Origin of the sequence: Dyella flava, from assembly GCF_016904955.1 — a bacterium.
GTDB classification, from domain to species: Bacteria; Pseudomonadota; Gammaproteobacteria; order Xanthomonadales; family Rhodanobacteraceae; genus Dyella_B; species Dyella_B flava.
The window spans coordinates 151,887-174,153 of sequence record NZ_JADIKE010000029.1 but is presented as its reverse complement, the minus strand read 5'-3'; the positions used below and the strand labels follow the sequence as shown (position 1 = coordinate 174,153).

23 protein-coding genes are annotated in these 22,267 nt (G+C 59.5%); 14 read left to right on the top strand and 9 right to left on the bottom strand.

Annotated features, from left to right (window positions below; translation table 11 throughout):
• The first annotated feature begins 131 nt into the window (after positions 1–131).
• The 6 genes from ISP19_RS05630 (at position 132) to ISP19_RS05605 (ending at position 3,734) form a co-directional block, all read left to right on the top strand.
• Positions 132–398, top strand: a complete 267-nt coding sequence (locus ISP19_RS05630) for a hypothetical protein (protein WP_204680377.1) — start codon at positions 132–134, stop codon at positions 396–398.
• Positions 399–457: 59 nt separating this feature from the next.
• Positions 458–622, top strand: coding sequence for a hypothetical protein (locus tag ISP19_RS05625; protein ID WP_204680376.1), 165 nt, complete (start codon positions 458–460; stop codon positions 620–622).
• A 432-nt stretch (positions 623–1,054) separates the two neighbouring features.
• On the top strand, positions 1,055–1,831 hold the full coding sequence (locus ISP19_RS05620; RefSeq protein WP_204680375.1) for a hypothetical protein: 777 nt from the start codon (positions 1,055–1,057) through the stop codon (positions 1,829–1,831).
• 316 nt (positions 1,832–2,147) lie between these two features.
• A complete protein-coding gene (locus tag ISP19_RS05615; protein WP_204680374.1) occupies positions 2,148–2,546 on the top strand; it encodes a DUF6632 domain-containing protein in 399 nt (132 codons plus the stop codon).
• A gap of 149 nt (positions 2,547–2,695) precedes the next feature.
• Positions 2,696–3,202, top strand: a complete 507-nt coding sequence (locus ISP19_RS05610) for a GNAT family N-acetyltransferase (RefSeq protein WP_204680373.1) — start codon at positions 2,696–2,698, stop codon at positions 3,200–3,202.
• 130 nt (positions 3,203–3,332) lie between these two features.
• Complete coding sequence (locus ISP19_RS05605) at positions 3,333–3,734, top strand: alpha/beta fold hydrolase (protein ID WP_338082366.1); 402 nt, start codon at positions 3,333–3,335, stop codon at positions 3,732–3,734.
• 107 nt (positions 3,735–3,841) lie between these two features.
• Here the strand turns inward: ISP19_RS05605 and ISP19_RS05600 are convergent, their stop codons facing one another.
• The 3 genes from ISP19_RS05600 to ISP19_RS05590 all read right to left on the bottom strand — a co-directional run bounded on the left by ISP19_RS05600 (position 3,842) and on the right by ISP19_RS05590 (position 5,032).
• Positions 3,842–4,027 (bottom strand): hypothetical protein, encoded by a 186-nt coding sequence (locus tag ISP19_RS05600; RefSeq protein ID WP_204680371.1) that lies wholly within the window; start codon positions 4,025–4,027, stop codon positions 3,842–3,844.
• Positions 4,028–4,270: 243 nt separating this feature from the next.
• On the bottom strand, positions 4,271–4,768 hold the full coding sequence (locus tag ISP19_RS05595) for a GNAT family N-acetyltransferase (RefSeq protein ID WP_284384921.1): 498 nt from the start codon (positions 4,766–4,768) through the stop codon (positions 4,271–4,273).
• A gap of 24 nt (positions 4,769–4,792) precedes the next feature.
• The gene (locus tag ISP19_RS05590; protein WP_204680370.1) at positions 4,793–5,032 is read right to left on the bottom strand and encodes a hypothetical protein; all 240 of its coding nucleotides are present in this window, start codon (positions 5,030–5,032) and stop codon (positions 4,793–4,795) included.
• 339 nt (positions 5,033–5,371) lie between these two features.
• Between ISP19_RS05590 and ISP19_RS05585 the strand changes: the two genes are divergently transcribed.
• Positions 5,372–5,704, top strand: a complete 333-nt coding sequence (locus ISP19_RS05585) for a YnfA family protein (protein ID WP_204680369.1) — start codon at positions 5,372–5,374, stop codon at positions 5,702–5,704.
• 24 nt (positions 5,705–5,728) lie between these two features.
• Here the strand turns inward: ISP19_RS05585 and ISP19_RS05580 are convergent, their stop codons facing one another.
• From ISP19_RS05580 to ISP19_RS05560, 5 genes are all read right to left on the bottom strand, one after another.
• A complete protein-coding gene (locus tag ISP19_RS05580; protein ID WP_204680368.1) occupies positions 5,729–5,956 on the bottom strand; it encodes a hypothetical protein in 228 nt (75 codons plus the stop codon).
• A 167-nt stretch (positions 5,957–6,123) separates the two neighbouring features.
• Positions 6,124–6,411, bottom strand: coding sequence for a hypothetical protein (locus tag ISP19_RS05575; RefSeq protein WP_204680367.1), 288 nt, complete (start codon positions 6,409–6,411; stop codon positions 6,124–6,126).
• A gap of 891 nt (positions 6,412–7,302) precedes the next feature.
• Positions 7,303–7,752 (bottom strand): cupin domain-containing protein, encoded by a 450-nt coding sequence (locus tag ISP19_RS05570; protein ID WP_204680366.1) that lies wholly within the window; start codon positions 7,750–7,752, stop codon positions 7,303–7,305.
• A gap of 122 nt (positions 7,753–7,874) precedes the next feature.
• Positions 7,875–8,180, bottom strand: a complete 306-nt coding sequence (locus ISP19_RS05565; RefSeq protein ID WP_239556544.1) for a lysozyme inhibitor LprI family protein — start codon at positions 8,178–8,180, stop codon at positions 7,875–7,877.
• Between the two features lie 259 nt (positions 8,181–8,439).
• Positions 8,440–9,609 carry a hypothetical protein gene (locus ISP19_RS05560; RefSeq protein WP_204680364.1) on the bottom strand — a complete coding sequence of 390 codons (1,170 nt, stop codon included), beginning with the start codon at positions 9,607–9,609 and terminating at the stop codon, positions 8,440–8,442.
• A gap of 275 nt (positions 9,610–9,884) precedes the next feature.
• On the opposite strand from ISP19_RS05560, the gene ISP19_RS05555 reads away from it, so the two are divergent.
• The 5 genes from ISP19_RS05555 to ISP19_RS05535 all read left to right on the top strand — a co-directional run bounded on the left by ISP19_RS05555 (position 9,885) and on the right by ISP19_RS05535 (position 19,237).
• Positions 9,885–11,183, top strand: coding sequence for an Nramp family divalent metal transporter (locus tag ISP19_RS05555; RefSeq protein ID WP_204680363.1), 1,299 nt, complete (start codon positions 9,885–9,887; stop codon positions 11,181–11,183).
• A 311-nt stretch (positions 11,184–11,494) separates the two neighbouring features.
• Positions 11,495–13,213, top strand: coding sequence for a S53 family peptidase (locus tag ISP19_RS05550; RefSeq protein WP_204680362.1), 1,719 nt, complete (start codon positions 11,495–11,497; stop codon positions 13,211–13,213).
• Between the two features lie 120 nt (positions 13,214–13,333).
• Positions 13,334–15,589 carry a penicillin acylase family protein gene (locus ISP19_RS05545; RefSeq protein WP_204680361.1) on the top strand — a complete coding sequence of 752 codons (2,256 nt, stop codon included), beginning with the start codon at positions 13,334–13,336 and terminating at the stop codon, positions 15,587–15,589.
• 245 nt (positions 15,590–15,834) lie between these two features.
• Positions 15,835–16,470 (top strand): DUF4142 domain-containing protein, encoded by a 636-nt coding sequence (locus tag ISP19_RS05540; RefSeq protein WP_204680360.1) that lies wholly within the window; start codon positions 15,835–15,837, stop codon positions 16,468–16,470.
• A gap of 430 nt (positions 16,471–16,900) precedes the next feature.
• Positions 16,901–19,237 carry an alpha-amylase family glycosyl hydrolase gene (locus ISP19_RS05535; protein ID WP_204680359.1) on the top strand — a complete coding sequence of 779 codons (2,337 nt, stop codon included), beginning with the start codon at positions 16,901–16,903 and terminating at the stop codon, positions 19,235–19,237.
• A 200-nt stretch (positions 19,238–19,437) separates the two neighbouring features.
• Here ISP19_RS05535 and ISP19_RS05530 read toward each other — a convergent pair whose 3' ends face one another.
• On the bottom strand, positions 19,438–20,061 hold the full coding sequence (locus tag ISP19_RS05530; protein WP_204680358.1) for an OmpH/Skp family outer membrane protein: 624 nt from the start codon (positions 20,059–20,061) through the stop codon (positions 19,438–19,440).
• 432 nt (positions 20,062–20,493) lie between these two features.
• Between ISP19_RS05530 and ISP19_RS05525 the strand changes: the two genes are divergently transcribed.
• Positions 20,494–21,075 (top strand): RNA polymerase sigma factor, encoded by a 582-nt coding sequence (locus ISP19_RS05525; RefSeq protein WP_204680357.1) that lies wholly within the window; start codon positions 20,494–20,496, stop codon positions 21,073–21,075.
• Positions 21,076–21,080: 5 nt separating this feature from the next.
• Complete coding sequence (locus ISP19_RS05520) at positions 21,081–22,088, top strand: FecR family protein (RefSeq protein WP_204680356.1); 1,008 nt, start codon at positions 21,081–21,083, stop codon at positions 22,086–22,088.
• Positions 22,089–22,267 lie beyond the last annotated feature (179 nt).

Genomic DNA, 22,267 nt, shown 5'->3' with positions numbered 1-22,267 from the left:
GGCTTGCATCGTTTCCGCTGTGGACGATACACCTTTGAAAGGCCGGCTTTGGGTCGCACGGACACGCCGTTTCGGCATCAGCCAGCCTCGCGCGACTATCCTTGAAAGCGGATGAGACTGGAGGTGCCGCCATGTCCGAGGATGCGAAGACTCCGCTCGAACACGTCAATGATGTCCTTGCGCAACTCAAAGAGATGCGTCACTACGCCAAGAATAACGTCGAATCCCTGACGGCGCAGTGGCTGCTGTTCGACGGCGAGCTGAAGAAACTCAAGCGAGGCGATTCCATTGAGACGTTGATGACACGCCAAAGCGAGTTGCACGACGCCCTGAACGAGGAGATCACCGCGCTTGAGGAACTGGCGGCGACGCTACAGCCGCCTCCGGAAGAGGCTTAGCCGGCAACTCCTACCCCATTCGCAGTGGAAGCTGGCTGCTGCAGGATCACCTGCTTAAGATGCCCGATACCCGCGAGCATCACTACTCAGCAATGCTTTCGCATCTTCGTAAACAGAAAAGTCTCGTGGCAGGTTCTGAGCGCGAGAAGTTTCTTTTTGCCATGGCGTGCATGTTCTTTGGCGATGCGCTCGTGGTGCCGCTCCTTTCGCAATCAGCCGGGTAATGCCGCGTTATCGATATCGATGAATCGCGAAAGCCAACGCTTCCGCGCCTGATGCATGCAGGGCTGATGTTCGGCGATTAAATGGCGGTCGCGTCGATCGCCATATAGCGCGACCGCGCCTGTCGTTTTCCAATTTTCGTCCACTTGCGAGTATCCGTTGCCGGGCCTAAACGAACGTTTCCAGCAAGCCATGGCTGATAGTCCGGCCAGCAAGATTCAAGCACCCCATCCATAAGGAATCCCATGCTGCCGGCGATGGCGCCGGGCATTTCTGGGTGCGTGACTCCCCACGAATTGCTCTTTAAATCAAAAACTTGCGAGCGCCACTCTTGCCAACGCGGATTGCGCGCATACTGAGAGGACTTCGCCCGCCCGAAGTGATCAGGGGCCTCAACTCAACCATGCTGGGCAGCAGCCCTTTGGGAGGTTCTTATGAACAGCACCACACCCTGGCTCGTGTTGTCGTTCGCGCTGTTATGTGCCACCGGAGTTCAGGCGGCGGATACCAATACTTCAACCATCGTACGTGACTACACCGATATCGTGGCACCCGCAGATCAGCAGGCGTATGAAGCCGGTGTCAAAAACTTCAATCAATGCCTGCATCAACACGGCTTCAAGTACACGTGGACGGCATGGCTGCACGAGACCGGAGATACCTACACTTATTCGTATACCTCCGAACCGCTTCCCTGGGAAAGCTTCGACGCGATGGATGCCGCGGGCAAGGCATGTGATCAAGCGCTCAGGGCGGCGATCAATCCGCATTTGAAAAGCGAGACAAGCACATTTATCGAAATGATGCCGGATTTAAGCCACATGCCCAGCGGCATGATGCCGGCATCACCCCTGATCGAAGTGACGCTTTTCACGCTTAAGCCTGGGCATGAACCAGCAGAAGCGTTCACGGCAGCGACGAAAAAGATCGCTGCTGCTGCCGCGAAGTCCAATTGGCCTGTTAACTACATGATTGGCAGAGTTCGCGAAGGCGGTGACGGCGCACCCGACTTTATCCTGGTCGCCCCTGCAAAAAGCTGGGCGGATCTCGGCAAGGATCCCGACCCCGATGTGTGGAAGATGGTCGAGAATGTTTACGGAAAGGAGAGTGGCCAGGCGATCCGTAAATCCATTAATGATGCACTCCAGAACGTATCGCAGCATGTCGATAGCTACAGCGCCGATTTGACGTATACGTCGGCGGGTAAGTGATAAGCAGCCTTTGACTTGGGCGGCCCGCGCCGCGGGCCGTTTTTTTGTTTGTGATTTCGAGTGGACACCTAATGGGTAGAAGCATGGCCTGCTTCGATCGAAACGGGCCCTTGACTAGAAATTACGGTTATTTCGCGCCACAGGTAATGTGAAGTTTTCGATATCCGGAACGGACGAATCACCGGAATTTCTTGCGCCAAGCTCGAATGGAGGCGCAGAATTCGAGCCGCTAATAATCGAAACCGGATCTTATGGCGAGTTGCACGCTGTTCCGGAATGCGATTGGGGGAACACTCACATAATCGGAGTGTCAGCCATGAATATGGCACAGCACATCAGCTTTCTGAAGATCGTATTGCGGATCGTGGGCATCCTTTTCTTCTGCGTCTATCCCTTGATGCTTGTATGGCCGTCGGGATGGACATGGCATAGCGGCTACTCCGATTACCCGATGATGATCGTCGGCATTTACGCCACGCTAGGAGTGTTTCTCCTCCGCGCGGCCAACGATCCGCTGCATCACCTGAGCCTGATCTGGTTTACGGTTTGGTCCAGTATCGTTCATGGCCTGATTATGGCCGTGCAATCATTCGCCACGCCGGGGCACATGGGTCATCTTGTCGGCGACATACCGGCACTTTTCATCATTGCAATCGCGCTTGCCTGGCTGACACCTCGACACCAACAACGCGATCGTTTGAGCACGGCATCTTAGCCGGAACTTGTCCGTAAATATTTAGGCGCTCAACGAGCGCAGAAGTGTCGCGCCCGCCGGCTGAAGTCGCAGTCGAAAGCAGACATAATGGAAAAGCGGCAGCGACCCATGCCGACCTATTTTCCCGCCCTTTTCCCGGAAGAAACAGCATGATACTGAGTCTTCTCGATTCCATTGAGCCGCACCGCCAAGCGTTGGCTGACCTGCTCATCGATAGTGTACATAGCGGTGCGTCCGTCGGCTTCGTACCCCCACTCAGCCATGACGAGTCCATCGAGTACTGGAATGGGATCATGGTCGACATCCGTTCTGGCAATAGGCTGTTGGTGGTGGCCTTCGCCAACGGTGTGCTCACCGGTGCCGTGCAGCTAGCACTATGTGGAAAGAAAAACGGCTTGCACCGCGCCGAAGTCGAGAAGCTTTTAGTGCATACGTCCTACCGTCGCTCCGGTATTGGACGCGCGCTGATGGAATACGTCGAGCAACTTGCCCGAGACAACGGTCGCAAGCTACTCGTCCTGGACACGCGTTCGGACGATGTGGCTTCAACGCTTTATATCCGGCGAGATTTCGTCGAAGCCGGTCGAATTCCAGGCTATGCCCTCAGCGCCAACGGCGAGCTTGAAGGCACTACCTATTTTTACAAGTCACTATGATTGCCTTCGTTAGGCGACTCATCGAGCGGGACGCCTGGTCAGCGCTGTGTACTCGTGGGCCATTCGATGGGCGGCAAGGTGACCCAGTTGATGGCATCTCGTCACCCCAGCGTCGCCGGCACCGGCCGCCATTCCCGAAGAGCAACGCAGCTTCATCTCGCATGCCTACGATTCACGCGAATCCATCTTGGCGTCGTGCGAGCAGGTCCTGACCGGCAGGACGCTATCCGCGCGCGACCTCGAGCAAATCGTCGAGGACAGCCTGCGCGGAGCGCCGGCTGCAAAGATCGCCTGGGCGATGAGCACCATCATGGAAGACATCACGGCGGCGGTGGCGCATATCGCTGTGCCGGTGTTGATCATTGCCGGCGAGCTGGACAAGATCGATCCGGTTGGGACGCTGAAGTCTGACGTACTTGCGCGCATCAAGGGGGCAACGATGCAGACGTTGCCTGGAGTCGGCCATCTCTCGCCGCTCGAAGCGCCGAGGGACATTGCGGACGCTGTCGCCGAATTCGCGAGAGGCCTGTAAGTCGCATGCGTGCCAGCAAGATCAAACGACGCAATTTTCAAATTTGCGCGTTGAGTTGATCTTGCTAGCCGAACCTGACTTCGGCGTTGGGAAGGAGCCTCCCATCATTACCGGCGGGACGGCTTTTTCTCGACCTTGGGTTTCTCAGGCGCCTGCCCCGAATGCGAGGCATCGCGCATAAAACGGTTCGTCGATTTGAAATCTTTGGCTTGCTCGACCGCAGAAGTAATCTTCGTGCCTGAATAAACCGAATGAATGGTCGATGCCGACAAGGGTTTGGGTGTGTCGTTCATTCGAATGTCTTCATGGTTAGAGGCGGTACTCTCCACAATACTCTTAAATCGTCCGTCTCGCAGGCATTCTTTTCAGATCGCGTACGTAACTGATTACACTGAAGTTCCTTCTACCTTGCACTCAACGGATTGCCTCTGCCCAGGGTTGCGACTTCGGCCGGCCGAAGCGGACACCTTGACCGCGTCTCTTTATCGGAAACGCACTTATCTGCCACCTCGGATACCTGCCCCGGCCCCACAGCATTACCCCTCACTCTGGCGCCGGGTACTCCGCACGTGTTTAACCATCGGCACACAGACGAGGCTCACCCCAAGAGAAGACTGATAGGTGCTTCTGGCTTCTCCTTCAAATCCTAGTGCCCGGTAGAACGCGGCAGCATTCAACGTGGCATCCAATTGAATGACGCTGAGTCCAGCGCTCATCGCCAGGTCTTCCAGATGATCCATCATGGCCCGCCCAACGCCGCGCCTCATGTATTGGGGGAGGACAAAAATAGCGTCGATTTTTCCTGTCGCGAGGTCGATCATGCCGGTGCCAACAACCTGGCCATCCACCGTCGCAACGTGAAACTCGTCGGCGACACGTTTGGCGAATGTTTCCGACATTTCTCCCGAGGTCCAGATATCCAGATCACCCGCGGGATAATGATCGCGGCACTGCTCACGAATCGCATCGCGACGAATGGCGAAGCTGATGGCCGCGTCCTCGATGGTGGCCTTCCTTATGTGCACGATATTCACCCGATCTGATCCCACCCATTCCGCTTAAAAGACGCACTTCGGTTCCAAGGCGGACACTTCCAACTGGATGACTTGCCAAGTCGAATCAACAAATTCGTTCGCGAAGATGCATCTTTTTGTTGTCATCACGTGGATGGCGTCGCCCCCACGGATGTCGCCCGGATAATCCGGTGGTGTATCGCCGGCAGTCATGTGGGCCTGCGCCATGGTCATGCACAGCCATAGCGGCATGGCGAACAGACAGCGTTTGAAAAATGCCGCCACGCTTTCTCCCTGAAGTCGCACCAGACGCTGAATATCGTATCGGGTTTCAAAGCGACGCGGGACGGGGCTGGGCCGGTTGCCTTGGCTTCTGCGTATATGGCGAGGAAATCAATGGCCTTCCCCTTACTTTTCTTACGAACAAGCTGCCGGTACACAACATTGCTGTAAACAATGCATAAAGCAAATACGGCATTCGCCCGGTGTTCTGCTTCGGCAGAAATGACCTTTCTGCCATCGCGAATCCAACTCATCTCTCGACCTGGCGTCGCAACATCTGGCGGGCGTCAATGTCGGCCTGTCAAAATGCGCCGACTTTCTTCGCGATAAAGCAGCAAGTTTATGTTCGACTTCTTCCGGCAGTTCGTATTGTTTGTTCTCACCGCAGTTGCTGAAATCGTTGGCTGCTACCTGCCCTGGTTGGTGTTGAAGCAGCAAAAGAGTGCCTGGCTACTTCTACCCGCACTGATGTCGCTCAGCGTATTTGCATGGTTGTTGACCATGCACCCGACTGCCGCTGGCCGTACTTATGCAGCCTATGGTGGCATCTACATTGCGGTGGCGCTGGCTTGGTTGCGCTTTGTCGACGGCGTCAGGTTGACGTCTTGGGATATCGGAGGCGCGTGTATCGCGCTGCTGGGAATGGCGATTATTGTCGCGCAGCCGCAACCTTAGAGGTCTGCGCAATGGCGAAAGGATTTATCGGCTCAATAAATCGCGCCTTCGTTTTCGAAGGAGCAACTTCACCAGCAACCCGGCCACCATCACCACCGCGAAACCACCGTAGCCGTATAGCGCCGGCATGACTTGCTTCCAGATGCTGCCGCTTTCCCGTCCAAAGTTCCCGATGTTTTGGGTGGCGATGTCATCATAGGCGGCCAGGGCACAGCCGTAGGCCGTGGCCAATGCAACGACGATGACTGTCATGTCATACGCCTTGTGCTGCCAGGTGCGGCGAGACCGCTTCCATGCCGCCCAATAGATCCAGGCCAACAGCACGAGCCACGGGCCGAGAAGTAGCAGAGATAAGTAGCGCATGCGATTCTAGGTTTGGCGGGACAGGGCCAATTCTATGTCGGCATGGGGTTGTGGCTTCAAGCGGTGTGCGCTGGATCGTTACCAAGCACGCCCATGTCTGTGAGGTTGATCATCAGCGTGCCGTGTGTCGCGGCGCCGTTTGGCCCCAGGTAGCTGACGTGCTCGCCGTCTTTGAGCTCCACCACGAGCTCACCCTCTCTTATTACGGGGCGTAGCGAGATTTCGCGCACCGATCCATCCGACATCGTTACCGCTCTTGTGTAGCTACCGGAAAATACGTCGCCGAAGGCGAAGTTTTGTTTTATCTCGTCGATGGATACGGCGAACGTTCTTTTTGGTGTCACGTCTGGCGCTCCTTGGATAGTCAACGACTCGAAAGCAGGTTCTTGCCAGGTACGACGGGGAACCCGGTGCCTTGGTAACGGTCCTACGCTAAACGCGATTCAAAGGGACCTTGCTCGTGCCGGCCACGTCGACCAACACGCTGCGGAGTTTGATCGCAAATTGGCGGGGATTCCTGATTCGCAGCATGGCCCTGGCACTGACCATGCTGTTACATCTGGGACTTATGCTATTTCTGATGTGCCCACCGACACCATGGTCGTTTCGTCCATCACGGTCCAGTGCCGGAGAGCCTGCACTACGGATAGAACTGCTGCCACGCCTCCGGCGCAGCGTAGCAGCCAGGAAAGCCGGGCACTCTGTGTTGCGCGTCCCGCATATCAAGCAGGCCACGTCTGCTTACGCTCACTCGCAACCCGTCTTGTCCGCCCATCCTGCGAGCATCACGCCGCCAGTCGTTGAGAGTACACCCCCTCCTCCCGCGCCTCGCATTCCTTACGGAAATGCGGCTTTCGCACGGGCGCTGGATGACGCTCAATCGAGCGGACTTCCGGCAATCCCTGGCTCGAATCTCGTTTCCACCGCGCCAGGTATCCGTGTCGTCCCGCCACCTAGTCTTAAGAGCGTTCTCCGCGCGACCGGGAAATTACTTAATTGCAAGAATGCCCTTTTTAAGGGCCGCATGACCGACGAGGAGCTGCTTAAACGCGGGCTTACAGAACAACAAATGCAACAGGCGTATACCGAACTGGGTTGTTGACCCTAGCTATCCGGACGTTCCGACTCTATTTTGCCAGCCCCCGAAGCGTCGACCCGATACGCAACAAAAGCGGCTACCGGGCATAACGAAACACAGTGCTCGGTGATACCGCCCTCTGTTCGCGTGTGTCAGCTCAGAGCTCGGTATAAGCCTCGTCTTCGCCCGCGGTGTAGAGCCGGACTTTCTTATGCGGGTAGTCACATACATCTTGTTCCAGTCGTTGCCCAACCACGAAAAACACCAGGGGATCGTTTCCTGTATTGATCAGGACGTGAGCCGGACCCTTTCGGGGGAAACCAAGAAAATCGCCCGCGCCGATGCTGTAGCGCTGTTCGTCGATAAGTGCTTCCCCATCACCAGAAAGAATGTAGACACACTCTTCCTCATAGAGATGGCGGTGATATTCGGAAGATTCGTGGCCAGGCATGATCGTGATGATGTGCGCGCCAAGCTGGGTCAGGCCGACGGCATCGCCAACCCGCTTTCTCAGCCGAATTGCATTGGGATTCAAGGTGTGGACTGACCGCGTGACGCTCATGGCCTCGATATCCGCCGCCTTCAACAATTCACTTGGTTTTTTCACGGTGCTTACTCCGCCTTGACGGTTATCCGAGTTTTGCGCGAACACGGGGGAATGCGAAAATCAATTCTGTATCGGAGGGAAAACACGCAGGTGATGCATGGCAGATCACCCAGCTCTTTCGATCAAAGCCATGGCTTGGAAGCTCTCAACTGATCCGCGCGCTCGCTGTTGAGAACGGCCTCGCATGCTTTGCGAACATCCTCGGCGCCGTTTCCTTTGGAGGCGACAGCAGCCTGAAACGCACAATGCTCGGTTCGGTAGAGCTTGAAGGCATTGCTGGCAGCGTCAAGGTCCGCCAGCGCGTCAGTCTGATACGTTGGAAAGGCCGGATCGTAAGTGCCGTCCCGGATGGCCAGGCGGATTGTGTTCTCGGTGTTGGTGAGATCCTGCAGGGATGCTTCGGCTTGATCCGCCACGCATGCGCTCATGCCTGCATGATCATGCCCTTGCCAGCAAGTATTGATGACGGCTTGCGCATCGTGAGCCGCAAACGCGGGGCCCGCTGACAACAACAGTGCAAAGGCCAGGATGGTTCGCATACATTTCCCTTCATGCTGTATGGACAACAGGGATTTTGAAATGCAACGCCCGCTTCGTCTCGGGAGTGGAAACCCAGCGTGTCCCCCGCGCAGGAAGCAGCGATGTCATGTCACAAAGCTGCCCCGTCTTGACGCTACTACCTGCCCCTCAACTCTTCTGTGACGGCGCCTGCCACGGGGCATACTGCCAGCAGCTCTGGTAATACGTATTCATGATGCGATCGAGCCCGTCCAGCTCGAATTCAAAGCCGTAACGCAGCGAGCTGCTGCGGTCGCGCACCCAGGCGCCGATGGTGTGCGCACTGATCAGGCTGCCTAGCTGTGACGCCGGATAGGTGCGGGTGACGACGACGGATTGATCATCCACCGTGGCATTGTCCTGCTGTTGCGGCTGGCTCTCTACGCGATTGATTTCGAAGAATGAGCGCGCGCTGCGCGCAACGATCTGCCTGGCGTGGTCGGCACCGATGGTGTTGTAGGCGGTGAGGGTGACACCTTCTTTCTTGCATTGCAGGGTCATGCGGTGTTCGCCGCCGCGCTTCACTTCATCGAGCACGAGATACGGCGCGCCTTCTTGAAGCTGGTAGGTGGCGACAAGCGGAAGGCGCCCATTGTTGGCGAGCCGCGATGCGATCATCTGATCGGCGGTCAGCCAGACCATCTCGCCATGCCCCGCAGCCAGCAGCGGCATGAGCGCACTGGCGTCGATGTCCATGTCTTTCAAATAAGCGGTGAATTCATCCGGAGTCTGCGGTGCCTGGTCGGCGCTGGCCGGCTTGGGATCGTTCGCGGATGCGGAAGGGAAACCGATGCGATCCGCACCGGTGGGCGCCCAGCGGTAAAGGCCGCCGAGAAAGGCGTAAGCACAGGCGCCGGTGCAGGTGGCCGGCTTGCCGACCATGCCGGTGTGACGAGGCAGGCGCGGCGTACCGAGGTGGGTCACCATCGAGCCCTGGCGGAACAGCCGGCCCAGGGCGATGCCGGCGTGGATGTCATCGCCGGTGGCATTCAAATAGATATCGGAACCGGGCGCGATCTTGCCCGTCTGCACCATGGTGGCAAAACGTTGCGGCGCATTGGCGTCGATCACGCCGGTGAGATACACCTGCGGTGCTTTGGCCACGGTCAGGGTCAGCCGGTCGTTGTTGACCTGAATGGCGAGGCTGGAACTCGGCTCGCTCGACGTGCTCTTGTGCGAGGAGGTCGTGGTCTTGGCCTGAAGATCCCGCATCGGCGCCACGCACGCCAGCAGCAGCAAGGCCCCACCCAGGATGTAGCGACTGCGGGAAAGACGGTTAACAGCGTGACGGTACGGCACTACGACTCCTGGACCCGGAATCCCGGTGGCTTGCGACCGCACAGTTTCCTGCCCAGCGGATGTCCTACAGGTGAACGCGTGCTTGCTGACCGCGTCCGTTCCTCGCGGCCTACAACCCCACGCGCCCTGGCCTGTCTGGGACCGATAGTCCGGGACTATCGACAGCATAGGAACAATCGAATTCATTGAAGGCAAGGCCCGGGATTAGAGTGGTTCTCATTCCGGTCCTTGAGCCGCCTGCCCCGTCCTACCATGAAAGCCACCCGAGCCACGCCATGAACACCCGCGTCCTGGACGGCACCCTGCCCGTCGCCGACAGCGCGGTTGTGTCCATTCGCCGGGCGCTCGAAGGGCAGGTGCCGGGTTGGAGAGCGTGGTTGAAGTTCGTCGGGCCCGCGCTGGTCGTTTCGGTGGCCTATGTCGATCCGGGCAATGTCGCGACCAATATCCAGGCCGGCGCGGGCTATGGTTATAGCCTGCTGTGGGTCACATTGGTCGCCAGCCTGATCGCCATGCTGTTCCAGGCCTTGTCGGCCAAGCTGGGCATTGTGACCGGGCGCAATCTGGCCGAACTCAGCCGGGAACATTTCCCGATGCCGCTGGTGCTGACGATGTGGGTCGTCAGCGAGATCGCAGCGATGGCGACGGATCTGGCCGAGTTCCTGGGTGGTGCGATCGGCTTGTCGCTGCTGTTCCACCTGTCCTTGCTGGTCAGCATGGTGGTCACCGCGATAGCGACGTATGCGGTGCTGATGCTGCAAAAGCGCGGCTTTCGTCCGCTGGAAATTCTCATCGGTGCCTTGGTGGGCGTGATTGGGCTGTGCTATCTCGCGGAACTGCTGATCGCGCATGTGCAGTGGCCCAGCGTGATTGAAGGGCTGGTGGTGTACCAGTTGCCCGATGCGCAGGCCGCCAATCTCGCCGTTGGCATGATCGGCGCCACCGTGATGCCGCATGCGCTGTTCCTGCATTCCGGACTCACGCAGTCGCGGGTGCCGGCAAGAAACGAAACCGAGCGCCGGAAGTTGTTGAAGTATTCGCACACAGAAGTCGGCGTAACGCTGACCATCGCCGGCCTGATCAATGTGGCGATGATCGTGATGGCTGCCGGCGCCTTTCATCATGGCCATGCTGGTGTGGCGGAAATTCAAACTGCCTATCACACGCTGCAACCGGTGCTCGGCGCCGCATCCGCCGGACTGTTTCTGCTGTCGCTGATGGCGTCCGGCCTGTCCAGCTCCGTGGTGGGCACCATGGCGGGCCAGCTGATCACGCAAGGATTTACTCGCCGGCAGATTCCACTGTGGCTGCGGCGCGCGATCACCATGGTGCCCAGTTTTGCCGTAGTCGCCATCGGCGTGAACGTCACGCAGGCGCTGATCGATAGCCAGGTGGTGCTGAGTCTTGCGCTGCCTTTTCCGATGGTCGCGCTGGTGTGGTTCACCAACCGGCGTGATGTGATGGGCAACTATCGCAATGGCGCGGGTGTTCGCACGCTGGCCATCGCTGCGGTGGCGGCCGTGATTGGCCTCAACGCCATCCTTGTTGCGCAAACAGCCGGGTTCAACGTCTGACAGCTGCTGTAGTTGCTCTCTCTGCATGCACGCTGCATGCACAACACAAGCTCGCATGTGAAAGCGATCATCACATAGCGCAAGAAAGTCCGCGCAATGTTGATGAGTTTTCCACTGCAATAGCGACGCTGATCAGAAAACGCAACTTGTCCCGTTTGCCCCCCGTTGTTTGATACGGGTTTTCACTCGGCAACCACAAACCTGCGCCTACGCTTCCGCGGCCACTCGGCACCCCTGGGGAGGGGAGCACTAGTCTAGATTCCTCGCAATCTCTTCTTTTACTTTCACTGACTACTTGGGAGTAGCTCACGATGAATAGAACAGATTCGACGGGAAAAAATCTCACTAAAGGAATTTCCGGCCTGGCACGCAAAACATGCGGCCTGTCATTTGCCATTGCCCTGGCCTTCGGCGTCACGAGCGTCGCGCAGGCGGCACAGTTCGAAACTCACCATGTGCGGGACGTGGTGAGCCAGTCGACCGCCAAGCTGGTAGGAAGCCTGCCTGCCACCAAGCTGATGAGTATCGACGTGGTGTTGCCGGTACGCGACCAGGCCGGCCTTGATCAGTTCGTGGCGAACGTCACCAATCCGCTCAGCCTGCAGTATCGCCAATACCTCACGCCACAACAGTTCACCGCGCAATTTGGTCCGACGCAGAACGACTACGACACGGTGGTGCAATATCTGAAGCAGTATGGCTTCACCATCACCGGCGGCAGCCGCGATGGCATGGACGTGCAGGCGGTGGGTCCGGTCTCCGCGGTGCAGGCAGCCTTCAACGTGCAGATGCGTACGTATCAGCATCCCACCGAGAATCGCGTCTTCTTCAGCCCCGACCGGGAACCGACCACTTCGCTAGCGATTCCGCTGTGGCACGTGTCGGGTCTGGACAACTATTCCATTCCGCATCCGCTGTATGTGAAAAAGAGCGACGCCTTCGGAGCGCAGTCGGCAGACGCAGTCTCGCACGCCACCACCGGTTCGGGTCCGTCGGCTTCGTTCCTGGGTAGCGACATGCGCGCGGCCTACTATGGCGGCACCGCGCTTACTGGCTCCGGCCAGACCCTGGGTCTGTGGGAATACGAAGGCATCAATACGTCGGACGTGCAGCTGTACTACACCGGGGCGAAGGAAACCAATCCGAACAACCTCACCCTCATCTCCACCGACGGCACAGCCACCAATTGCACCGGCAGCTGCACGGATATCGAACAGACCATCGATACCACGCAGGCACAAGGCATGGCGCCCGGGTTGAGCCACGTGCTGATGTTTGTCGGTTCCACCGACACCGCGATCATCAGCGACATGACCACCTACAGCCCGCTGCCACTGACCATCAGCTGCTCGTGGGGTTGGACGCCGGACGATCCGACCACGCTCAATCCCTATTGGGAGAAGATGGCGGCACAAGGACAGAGCTTCTATACCGCGTCCGGCGACTCGGGCGAGTGGACCGCGACCGGCGCCGCGGCCGCCTGGCCGGCCGACGCCGACTATGTCATCAGCGTGGGTGGTACCGACCTCACCACGGCCAGCGCCGCCGGCGCCTGGAAATCGGAGACCGCATGGGCCGACTCCTCGGGTGGCGTGTCACCGGACAAAATCGCCATTCCCACCTGGCAGTCTGATTACGAAAGCAAGATCATCACCTCGGCCAATGGTGGCTCAAAGACCTATCGCAATGGTCCGGACGTAGCGGCCAACGCGAACTACACCTACTACGCCTGTGGCAACGGCAGTTGCACCGCCAACGAGTACGGCGGCACCAGCTTTGCCGCGCCGCTGTGGGCGGCCTTCACCGCGTTGATCAACGAGCAGACGGTCGAGAACGGCAGCACCGCTTATGCTGGTTTCATTAACCCGACCATCTACGACAACAACGCCACCAACAGCACCATCTACGCCGATACTTTCCACGACATTACCAGTGGCAAGAACAAGAAGTATTCGGCTGAAGTGGGCTACGACCTGGTCACTGGCTGGGGCAGCATGCAGGCCGCCTTGATCTCCAACCTGGCCAAATAATCGCGACCAAAGTGGTTGCCGGAACGGTGCAGGCCCGGGTTTATACCCGGGCCTGCGTCACGCACGGGATGGGTTCATTCGCTACCATGCCCCGACATCTATCGAGCGGGCTGCGGGGCGATGCCATCCATCTTTGTCGTTTCTTTCAGGCAAATCACTCCTGGAAAAAAAGCGGACCGCTCCAGCCGCTGGCATTCGTACCTAAAACGCTCGCTTTCCGTCGCCCTCGTTGCATGCCTTGTTGCCGCCGCAACGCACGCGGGCACGCCGGAACAAGCCCGTTGGCAACGCGAAGCGCAGGCCGTCACCATCACCCGCGATGACTGGGGCATAGCCCACGTACACGGCAAGACCGACGCCGACGCGGTGTTCGGCATGGCCTATGCGCAGGCCGAAGATGATTTCAATCGCGTCGAAACCAATTACCTCAATGCCATGGGACGGCTGGCTGAAGCCGAGGGTGAATCGGCGATCTGGCGCGATCTGCGCATGCAGCTGTTTATCGATCCGGCCACCTTGCAGCGCGACTACGCCAACAGTCCGGACTGGCTGAAGGCGCTGATGAATGCCTGGGCCGATGGACTCAACGACTATCTCGCCACGCATCCAGACGTGCATCCGCGGGTGATCACGCATTTCGAGCCGTGGATGGCCCTAAGCTTCAGCGAAGGCAGTATCGGCGGCGATATCGAGCGCGTATCGCTCGATCAACTTCGGGCTTTTTACGGCGCAGACGATCACGCCGTGGCAAGCATCGACACGCCATCGAGCTGGGTGGAGCCATCCGGCTCCAATGGCATCGCCATCGCGCCCAAGCTGACCGCCGATGGTCATGCCCTGCTGCTGATCAATCCGCACACTTCGTTTTACTTCCGCTCCGAGCTGCAGATGAGCAGCGATCAGGGCCTGGATGCCTACGGCGCGGTGACCTGGGGACAGTTCTTCGTTTACCAGGGCTTCAACCCGCATATCGGCTGGATGCACACCTCGACCACCGCGGATAACGTCGACCAGTTTGCCGAGACGATCGTGCATCAGAACGGCAAGCTGTTCTATCGCTACGGCGATCACCTGCGGCCGGTGCTCACGCGACAGATCAGCGTGCCTTACCGCCGGCGTGACGGCTCGATCGGCGAGCGCAGCTTTACCGTCTATGCCACCCATCATGGCCCGATCGTGCGCGCCGACGACGGGAAGTGGATTGCCGAGGCGCTGATGAACAGACCCGTGGCCGCGCTGGAGCAAAGCTGGCTGCGCACCAAGGCCACCGATTACGCCAGCTACATGAAAGTGGCCGCATTGAAAGCCAACTCGTCGAACAACACCATCTTCGCGGATGACAAGGGCGAGATCGCCTATCTGCATCCGCAGTTCATGCCCAGGCGCGATAACCGCTTCGATTACACCAAACCGGTCGATGGCAGCGACCCCGCGACCGACTGGCACGGCTTGCACGCGCTCGACGAACTGCCGCATGTGCTGAACCCGCCCAACGGCTGGGTGATGAACACCAATGACTGGCCCTATTCCGCGGCCGGCCCATACAGTCCGAAGCGGGAAGATTTTCCGCGCTACATGGACACGGTGGGCGAAAACCCGCGCGGCGTTCACGCCACGATGTTGCTGACCGGCAAGCAAGGTTTCACGCTGGAGTCACTGATTACGCTGGCCTTCGATTCCTATCTGCCGGAATTCGCGCGGCAACTGCCGATCCTGATCGGCGACTACGATGCCCTTCCGGCCGGCGATCCGCTGAAACGCAAGCTGGCCGGCCCGATCGCCATGCTGCGCAGCTGGGACTACCGCTGGGGCATCGCCTCGATGCCCACCACGCTGGCGGTGTTCTGGGGCGACACGCTGTGGGACACGATGGACAAGGCCGACAACGCCGAAGGCCTGTCCATGTATGACCGGATGGCCAAGACCGCCGGCGCGCAGGTGCGCCTGCAGGCATTGGCCGATGCGGTCGATCGTTTGCAACAGGACTTCGGCAGCTGGGGCATACCCTGGGGCGAGGTGAATCGCTATCAACGTCTCAACGGTGACATCGTGCAAGCCTTCAACGATGCCAGGCCGAGCATCCCGGTGCCGTTCACCTCGTCGCGCTGGGGTTCGCTCGCTTCCTTCGGCGCGCACCGCTGGCCCGGCACCAAGCGTTACTACGGCACCAGCGGCAACAGTTTTGTTGCCGTGGTCGAGTTCGGCGACAAGGTGCGCGCCCGCGCCCTGACCGCGGGTGGGGAGAGCGGTCATCCGGACTCACCGCACTTCAACGACGAAGCCGAGCGATACACCACCGGGAATCTGCGCGAGGTTTACTTTTGGCCCGAACAATTGCAGGGACATATTGAACGGGTGTACCACCCGGGGGCGTGATGGGGCGTCGTTCCATCGGCCAGTCGGTGGGGCGACACGGAAGATCCGGCTGGGCGAAGGTGTTAACTGAGGTGAAGAACTTACGCCCGCTTGCACACGCCGCGCCGACCTTGCTGAAGATGCGCGATCCGCCGCACGGTCGACCTATGAGAGCCTGACAATTTCTAAACACCTTTTGAACTTCCCAAAGTTCAGATTGATGGCCAAGGGGGAGTTCCCTGTTGATGCGTCAGGTCGGGATAGTTATGCGCAAGGTCAGCTGGTTCGGGTACATATCGACATTGATGATGGTCATGCTGCTGACCGTGGCGCCCGAGCTGACTCGTGCTGCTGACGACCATCCGTCGCTAAGTCCCGAAGAGCAGGCCTTCCTGTCCCAGGCCATGGCGGATAACGCCGCGCAGATCGCGATGGCCACGCTGGCCTTGCAGAAGTCGAAGAATCCGCAAGTGCTCGACCTGGCCAATACCGTTATCCGCGAGCGCACCACACTGGACGCACAGCTTGCGTTGCTGCTGGCTGGCACCGCGAAGTCGGTGGTCAACGAGCACGCCATCCCCGCTTCGTTGCAATCGTTGAACGGCGAGGCCTTTGACAAATCGTTCGCTGGACTGCTGGTACGCGATCACAACCGGATCATTTCGGCTTACGAGTGCATCAAGGCCACGTCCAGCAATCCTGCGTTGCGCGACCTGGTCCACGACGCCGTGCCCCAATTGCAGGGCAACCTGATGGTGGCGCTGATGGTGCTGCGCTCGCCGAAGTGGGCGCACCCTGCTCACCCGCAGACCACGGTAGCGGACAGCGAGCCACGCACCAACAAGGCAGCGCCGGTATTTTTTGGCGAGCCACTCTCTTCGATCGTGACTGCACCGTGGTGATGCGCCAGTCACCTTAGTTTCAACGGAAACAAGACCGCCGCGACCTCGCGGCGGTCTTGTTTTGCGCTCCCCGCGATCGATGTCGTCTCGTTGGCGGCATTGCATGGTCGGGGCACCGAGCCCCGGATAACCGTCCATCTCCACATCCTCTTCACACAACACGGCGCGTTCTCGCAACGACAACGCATTTCTTCCAATGAATACGTATGCATACGCTGGTTGCTGCACCGCGATGCTTCCTACTATCCGCCGCACCAGCTGACGCATCGCCAAAACTGCGTGCATCACGCGCAATCGATGGGGAGATCGATTCGGCCTACGACAACAGCTGCGGCTGCAGGCGGTCGCGCCTGCATGCACTTCAGGGAAATCACGCTAAGCACGTCCATTGAACCTGTTCACTCATGAAGCAGGATGGAGGCATGCCCGAATGAAGTGTCCGAAGTTTCTCGCCGCCTTGCTGATTTGCATCAGCCTGTTTGCAGCGCCTGTGCAGCCCGCGCACGCTGCGATCGACAGCATGAACCTGGGCGCAAGCTACAACTCGCAACAGACGCAGATCACTTTCCGCGTCTACTCCGCCAATGCCACCTACATGGTGTTGTATCTGTACAGCGCCGGCTACGGCGTGCAGGAATCGGCAACCTATGCCCTGAGCAATGTCGGCAACGGCGTGTGGCAAGTGTTGGTGCCGGTTTCGTCGATCCAGGCGGCCGGCATTACCGGCGCGGTGTATTACGGCTATCGCGCCTGGGGACCGAACTGGCCGTATAGCTCAAGCTGGACGAAAGGCTCGTCGGTCGGCTTTGTCTCCGACGTGGACAGCAACGGCAATCGCTTCAATCCGAACAAACTGCTGCTCGATCCCTACGCGCGGGAAATCAGCCAGGATCCGCTCAACGCCAACAATAAAAATGCCGACATCTTTGCCAGCGGCGCGACGGTCGATGCCAGCTTCGGCGTAGCCTATCGCTTGATCGACAGCGGCACCTACGCACCGAAAGGCGTCGTGCTGGCACCCGGCAGCCAAAGCACCGGGACCAAGCCCACGCGCGCGCAGAAAGACGATGTGATCTACGAAGTGAACGTGCGCGGCCTGACCATGCAGGATCCGAACACGCCGTCGCAGTATCAGGGCACCTATTACGGTGCAGGACTCAAGGCGAGTTATCTGGCGAGCCTCGGTGTTACCGCGGTCGAGTTCCTGCCCATGCAGGAAACGCAGAACGACGAAAACGACGTGATCCCCGATTCCACCCAGGATCAGAACTACTGGGGCTACATGACCGAGGACTATTTCGCGCCCGATCGCCGCTACGCCTATAACAAGGCACCGGGCGGCCCGACCGCGGAATTCCAGGCGATGGTGCAAGCGTTCCACAATGCCGGCATCAAGGTGTACATGGACGTGGTCTACAACCACACCGCCGAAGGCGGCACCTGGAGCAGCACCGATCCCACCACGGCGACCCTGTTTTCGTGGCGCGGGCTGGACAACGCCACGTATTACGAGTTGACCACCGGCAATCAATACTTCTACGACGACACCGGAACCGGCGGCAACTTCAATACCTATAACCCGGTTGCCCAGCAGATGATCATCGACTCGCTCGCGTACTGGAGTACGAGCATGGGTGTCGATGGCTTCCGCTTTGACGAAGCACCGATCCTCGGCAACAACTGCCTCAATCAGTCGTATGAGTCGGCTGCGCCGAATTGTCCCAACGGTGGCTTCAACTTTGATGCTTCCGATCCGAACATCGCGCTCAACCAGATTCTGGACAACTTCACCGTGCGCCCGGCCGGCGGCGGCAGCGGCCTGGATCTTTTCGCCGAACCGTGGAGCGCCAGCGGCGGCGACAATCAGGGACAGTTCCCGCTGGGCTGGTCGGAATGGAATGGTGTGTTTGAAAACACGCTGCGCCAGGCGCAGAACGAACTGGGCAACATGACCATCTCGATCGGCCAGGATGCGCAGGATTTCACCGGCTCCTCAAGCATCTTCCAGGGCAATGGCCGCTATCCGTGGAACTCCACCAACTACATGGACATCCACGACGGCTTTACCTTGTTCGACGTGTATTACTGCAACAGCCCGAACAACAACCAGGCCTGGCCATATGGCCCTTCGTCGGGCGGCAACACCACCAACTACAGCTGGAACCAGGGTGGCGCCGCGGAAGACCAGCGTCGTGCGGCACGCACGGGCTTGGCCTTCACCATGCTCTCCGCCGGTACGCCGATCATGGCCGGCGGCGATGAGTACCTGCGTTCGCTCAACTGCAACAACAATCCGTACAACGTCGACTCCACCGCGAACTGGCTCAACTATTCCTGGATGAGCGATCAATCCAACTTCTACAACTTCGCCCAGCGCGCGATCGCCTTCCGTCTTGCGCACCCCGCGCTACGCCCGGAGAACTGGTACACCACCAGCCAGGTGGAATGGTGGGAACCGAGCGGCGTGCAGGCGACAACCAGTTACTGGGACAACACCAGCAACTACGCCATCGCCTACACCATCAATGGCTCGTCCTTCGGCGATAGCAACTCCATCTACATCGCCTACAACGGCTGGTCCGGCAGCGTCACCTTCACCTTGCCGCCGCCGCCCACCGGCACCAACTGGTATCGCGTGACGGATACCTGCAACTGGAACGATGGCCCCAATACCTGGGTCACGCCGGGCAACGAAACGTTGATCGGCGGAAGCGGCGCCACATACAGCCAGTGCGGGCAATCGCTGTTGCTGCTGATTTCGAAGTAGCGAGTGGGCAACGTGTCGTCATGAAAAAAAGGAGGGAGCATGCGCCCCCTCCTTTTCTTTGCGGTCGATCACGCTTACATCCACCACCGCCGACTGATGTGTTTATCGCCAGACGTGCAGGTGAATCACGTAGATGCCAGATATAACGTGCCGATCCCTCGCGTGCATGCTCGCGGCACGCACATCGGCTTACGCGCCGATCAAGGCGTGCCGGTACCACCCGTCGTGTTGGCAGCCGGTGCCGGCTCCAGATTGAACGAGATGGTCGTGACCTTGGCGTCCAGGCCCGCGATCACGGCGGTCGTCAGGTCGTTGGTCATGTTGCCGCCAAGCACCGCGTTGCGATCGAACAACACGCCGCACTTCCTGCTGCTGTAGACGCTCGCGATGACCGGCTGTGCTTCCCCGGCAATCTGCTGCAAAGCCTTGGCCTGCGTTGCCTGCAACTGCCGCGCCTTGGTCTGCTGATCGGCCTGCACACCCTGCAGGCGCTGCGACAAGGCCTGCTCCTGCGACTGACGCTGTTCGGCGGTCAGCGAGGAAGCCTTCGCGCGATACGCCTGCACGTCGGCGTCGATCGGCTTGCGCTCCGCATCGACCTCGCTCTGTGCCTGCTCGGCCAACTGCCGCAGACGCAGACTGGCCGCCTGGCCGACCTTGGCCTGGGCAAAGATCTGCTCACGCGACAGGTAGCAGACGCCCGGCACGACCGGACCATTCAGCGGTGCGCTGTCGCCGCCGCCGGTCTGAGCGTGTACCGCGGCGCTCGGTACGCCCACCAGGGCGGCGACCGCAAGAGCCATGAGGGTTGGGTTGATACGCATGGTGGTTCCTTAGGGGTAAAGTGCGAAACGAATAAGATCGCACTAATACTTGAAATTTGCATTGTTGGGAACGTCGAAATTTACCTGGGCATCGTCCGATACGGGGATGTTGCTTTGCGGCACCCCCATCGCCCGCGCATCGAGGCCGCGTGATCCAGCCGCCTTCCTGAGACCTCGGATCTGACCGAATCTGGTTCCCTGCGCCGGAATAGCGTGCCGCAAGTGCCGGCAGCCCAGCTTGCGGGACCTGGCCACCCGAGGCTTTACCAAAAGGAAAAAAAGAACGCGCGCCACGCTTACGAAAAGCTGACGCGCCTGACCCGACCTTTTGCAGACCACTCCGCTGCACTCACCGTTTGATTGCAGATTCGTTGCATGTTGCTCACATTTGCTGCACATTCGACCGGGTGTGGGGTGGGTGAAAAGCAGGGGATGGATAACAAGCGGGAGAGTGCGTCGATCGTTCCGTTGCCGGAAATCCCGGCCATTGATGCACGCGCGGATGCGCAAAGCTTTGATGCCTTTATCCGTAGCCAGTTTCGCGGCCTGGTGCAGTTTCTGCGCACGCGCACCGCGTCCGAGCAGGATGCTGAAGATGCGGCGCAGGAGAGCATGACCAAGCTGCTTCGCTATCGCGAGTCCGAACCGCCTTCAGCCTGGAAGCAGTTGCTTTACCGGATTGCCGTCAACGTGGCACACGATCAGTTCCGGGCCTCCCTGACCCATCGCCGCAAGGAGCACGTGGCGCTGGATGGGCTGGACATCGCGGCCAGCGAGCACACGCCCGAACAGCGCGCCGCCTACGACCAGCAGGTCACCCGCCTTTCCAAGGCCATTCTGGAGTTGCCGCCGAAATGCCAGCGCGTGTACCTGCTCAAGCGCGCCCATGACATGAGCCATGCGCAGATTGCCGAACACTGCGGCATTTCCGTAAAGATGGTGGAAAAGCATCTTGCTACCGCGCTGGCCCAGCTGCGGCGCAAGGTAGGCGATTCGTCCAAGGATACGTTGTAATGGTCATGGACAGGCGCGACACAGACGTGGCAACGGAGCTCGGCATATACGACGAGGCCGAGCGGTGGTTTGTGCACCTGCTCGAGCCAGACTGTCCCGCCGATGCGCGCGCCGCGTTCGAGCGCTGGCTTGCGGCGGATCCGGCGCATGCGGCGGCTTACCGGGACATCGAACAGCTGTGGAAGCAGAGCAAGGATGCGCTGAAAGATCCAGCCGTCATGGCGGCCGCGAGTCGCGCCCTGCTTCGGGAGCCCTCCGTCCGCTCGCCCAAACGCTGGCTTATCCCGACCTTCGCTGTCGGACTGGCCGCGCTGCTGGCGTTGGCGATCGTGCCGCGCTGGCTGGCGCCACCGGCCGATCCCGCCGGAATCGCCTACACCACGGCAGCCGGTCAGCAGCAGGCTGTGAAGCTTGCGGATGGTTCATCCATCCTGCTCGATACGGATAGCAAGGTCGTGGTGCGTTATAGCGAACGCACGCGCCGTGTGGATCTGTTGCATGGGCAGGCGCAATTCACGGTGCAGGGCAATCATGCCTGGCCGTTTGTGGTGCATGCGGGATCCGGCACGGTGACGGCGGTTGGCACGCAGTTCCAGGTCCGTCTTGATGACCAGGCCACGGATGTCGCCCTGCTGAAGGGCAAGCTCGCCATCGCGGCCCAATCGCCGGACGGCGCTACGCAGGATGCATCTCTGGTGGCTGGCCAGGCGCTGACGTATGACCAAAGCGGACATATCACGCCGGTGCATCCGATCGACCTGCAACAGGCGCAGGGATGGACGCAAGGCAAGCTGTTCGTGCATGACTGGCGCCTGCCCGCGCTGATTGCCGAAATGAATCGCTACAGTGATACCAAGCTGCAGATTGGCGATCCGAGCTTGCAGGACGTTCACATCAGCGGCGTTTTCCGTACCAACGACCAGCAGACCTTGTTGCTGTTGTTGCAACAGGGCTGGCCGATTCACGCCAGGCGGATCAGCGCCACGCAGATCGAACTGCTGCGCAATCGCTGAACGCGCCTGATTCAGGCCCTGCCTTGGCTCCATTTGTCTTATGCCATCTGGCTCTTTGTTCCGGCTTCGGATATGGACCCGGTCATGCCCTATGATCCCGAGAAGCCGGCACGATAGCCGGCATCACTGAACGCTTTGGGGGAAAGAGGGAGGCGCAAGACGGGGATGGGGGGAGGTGC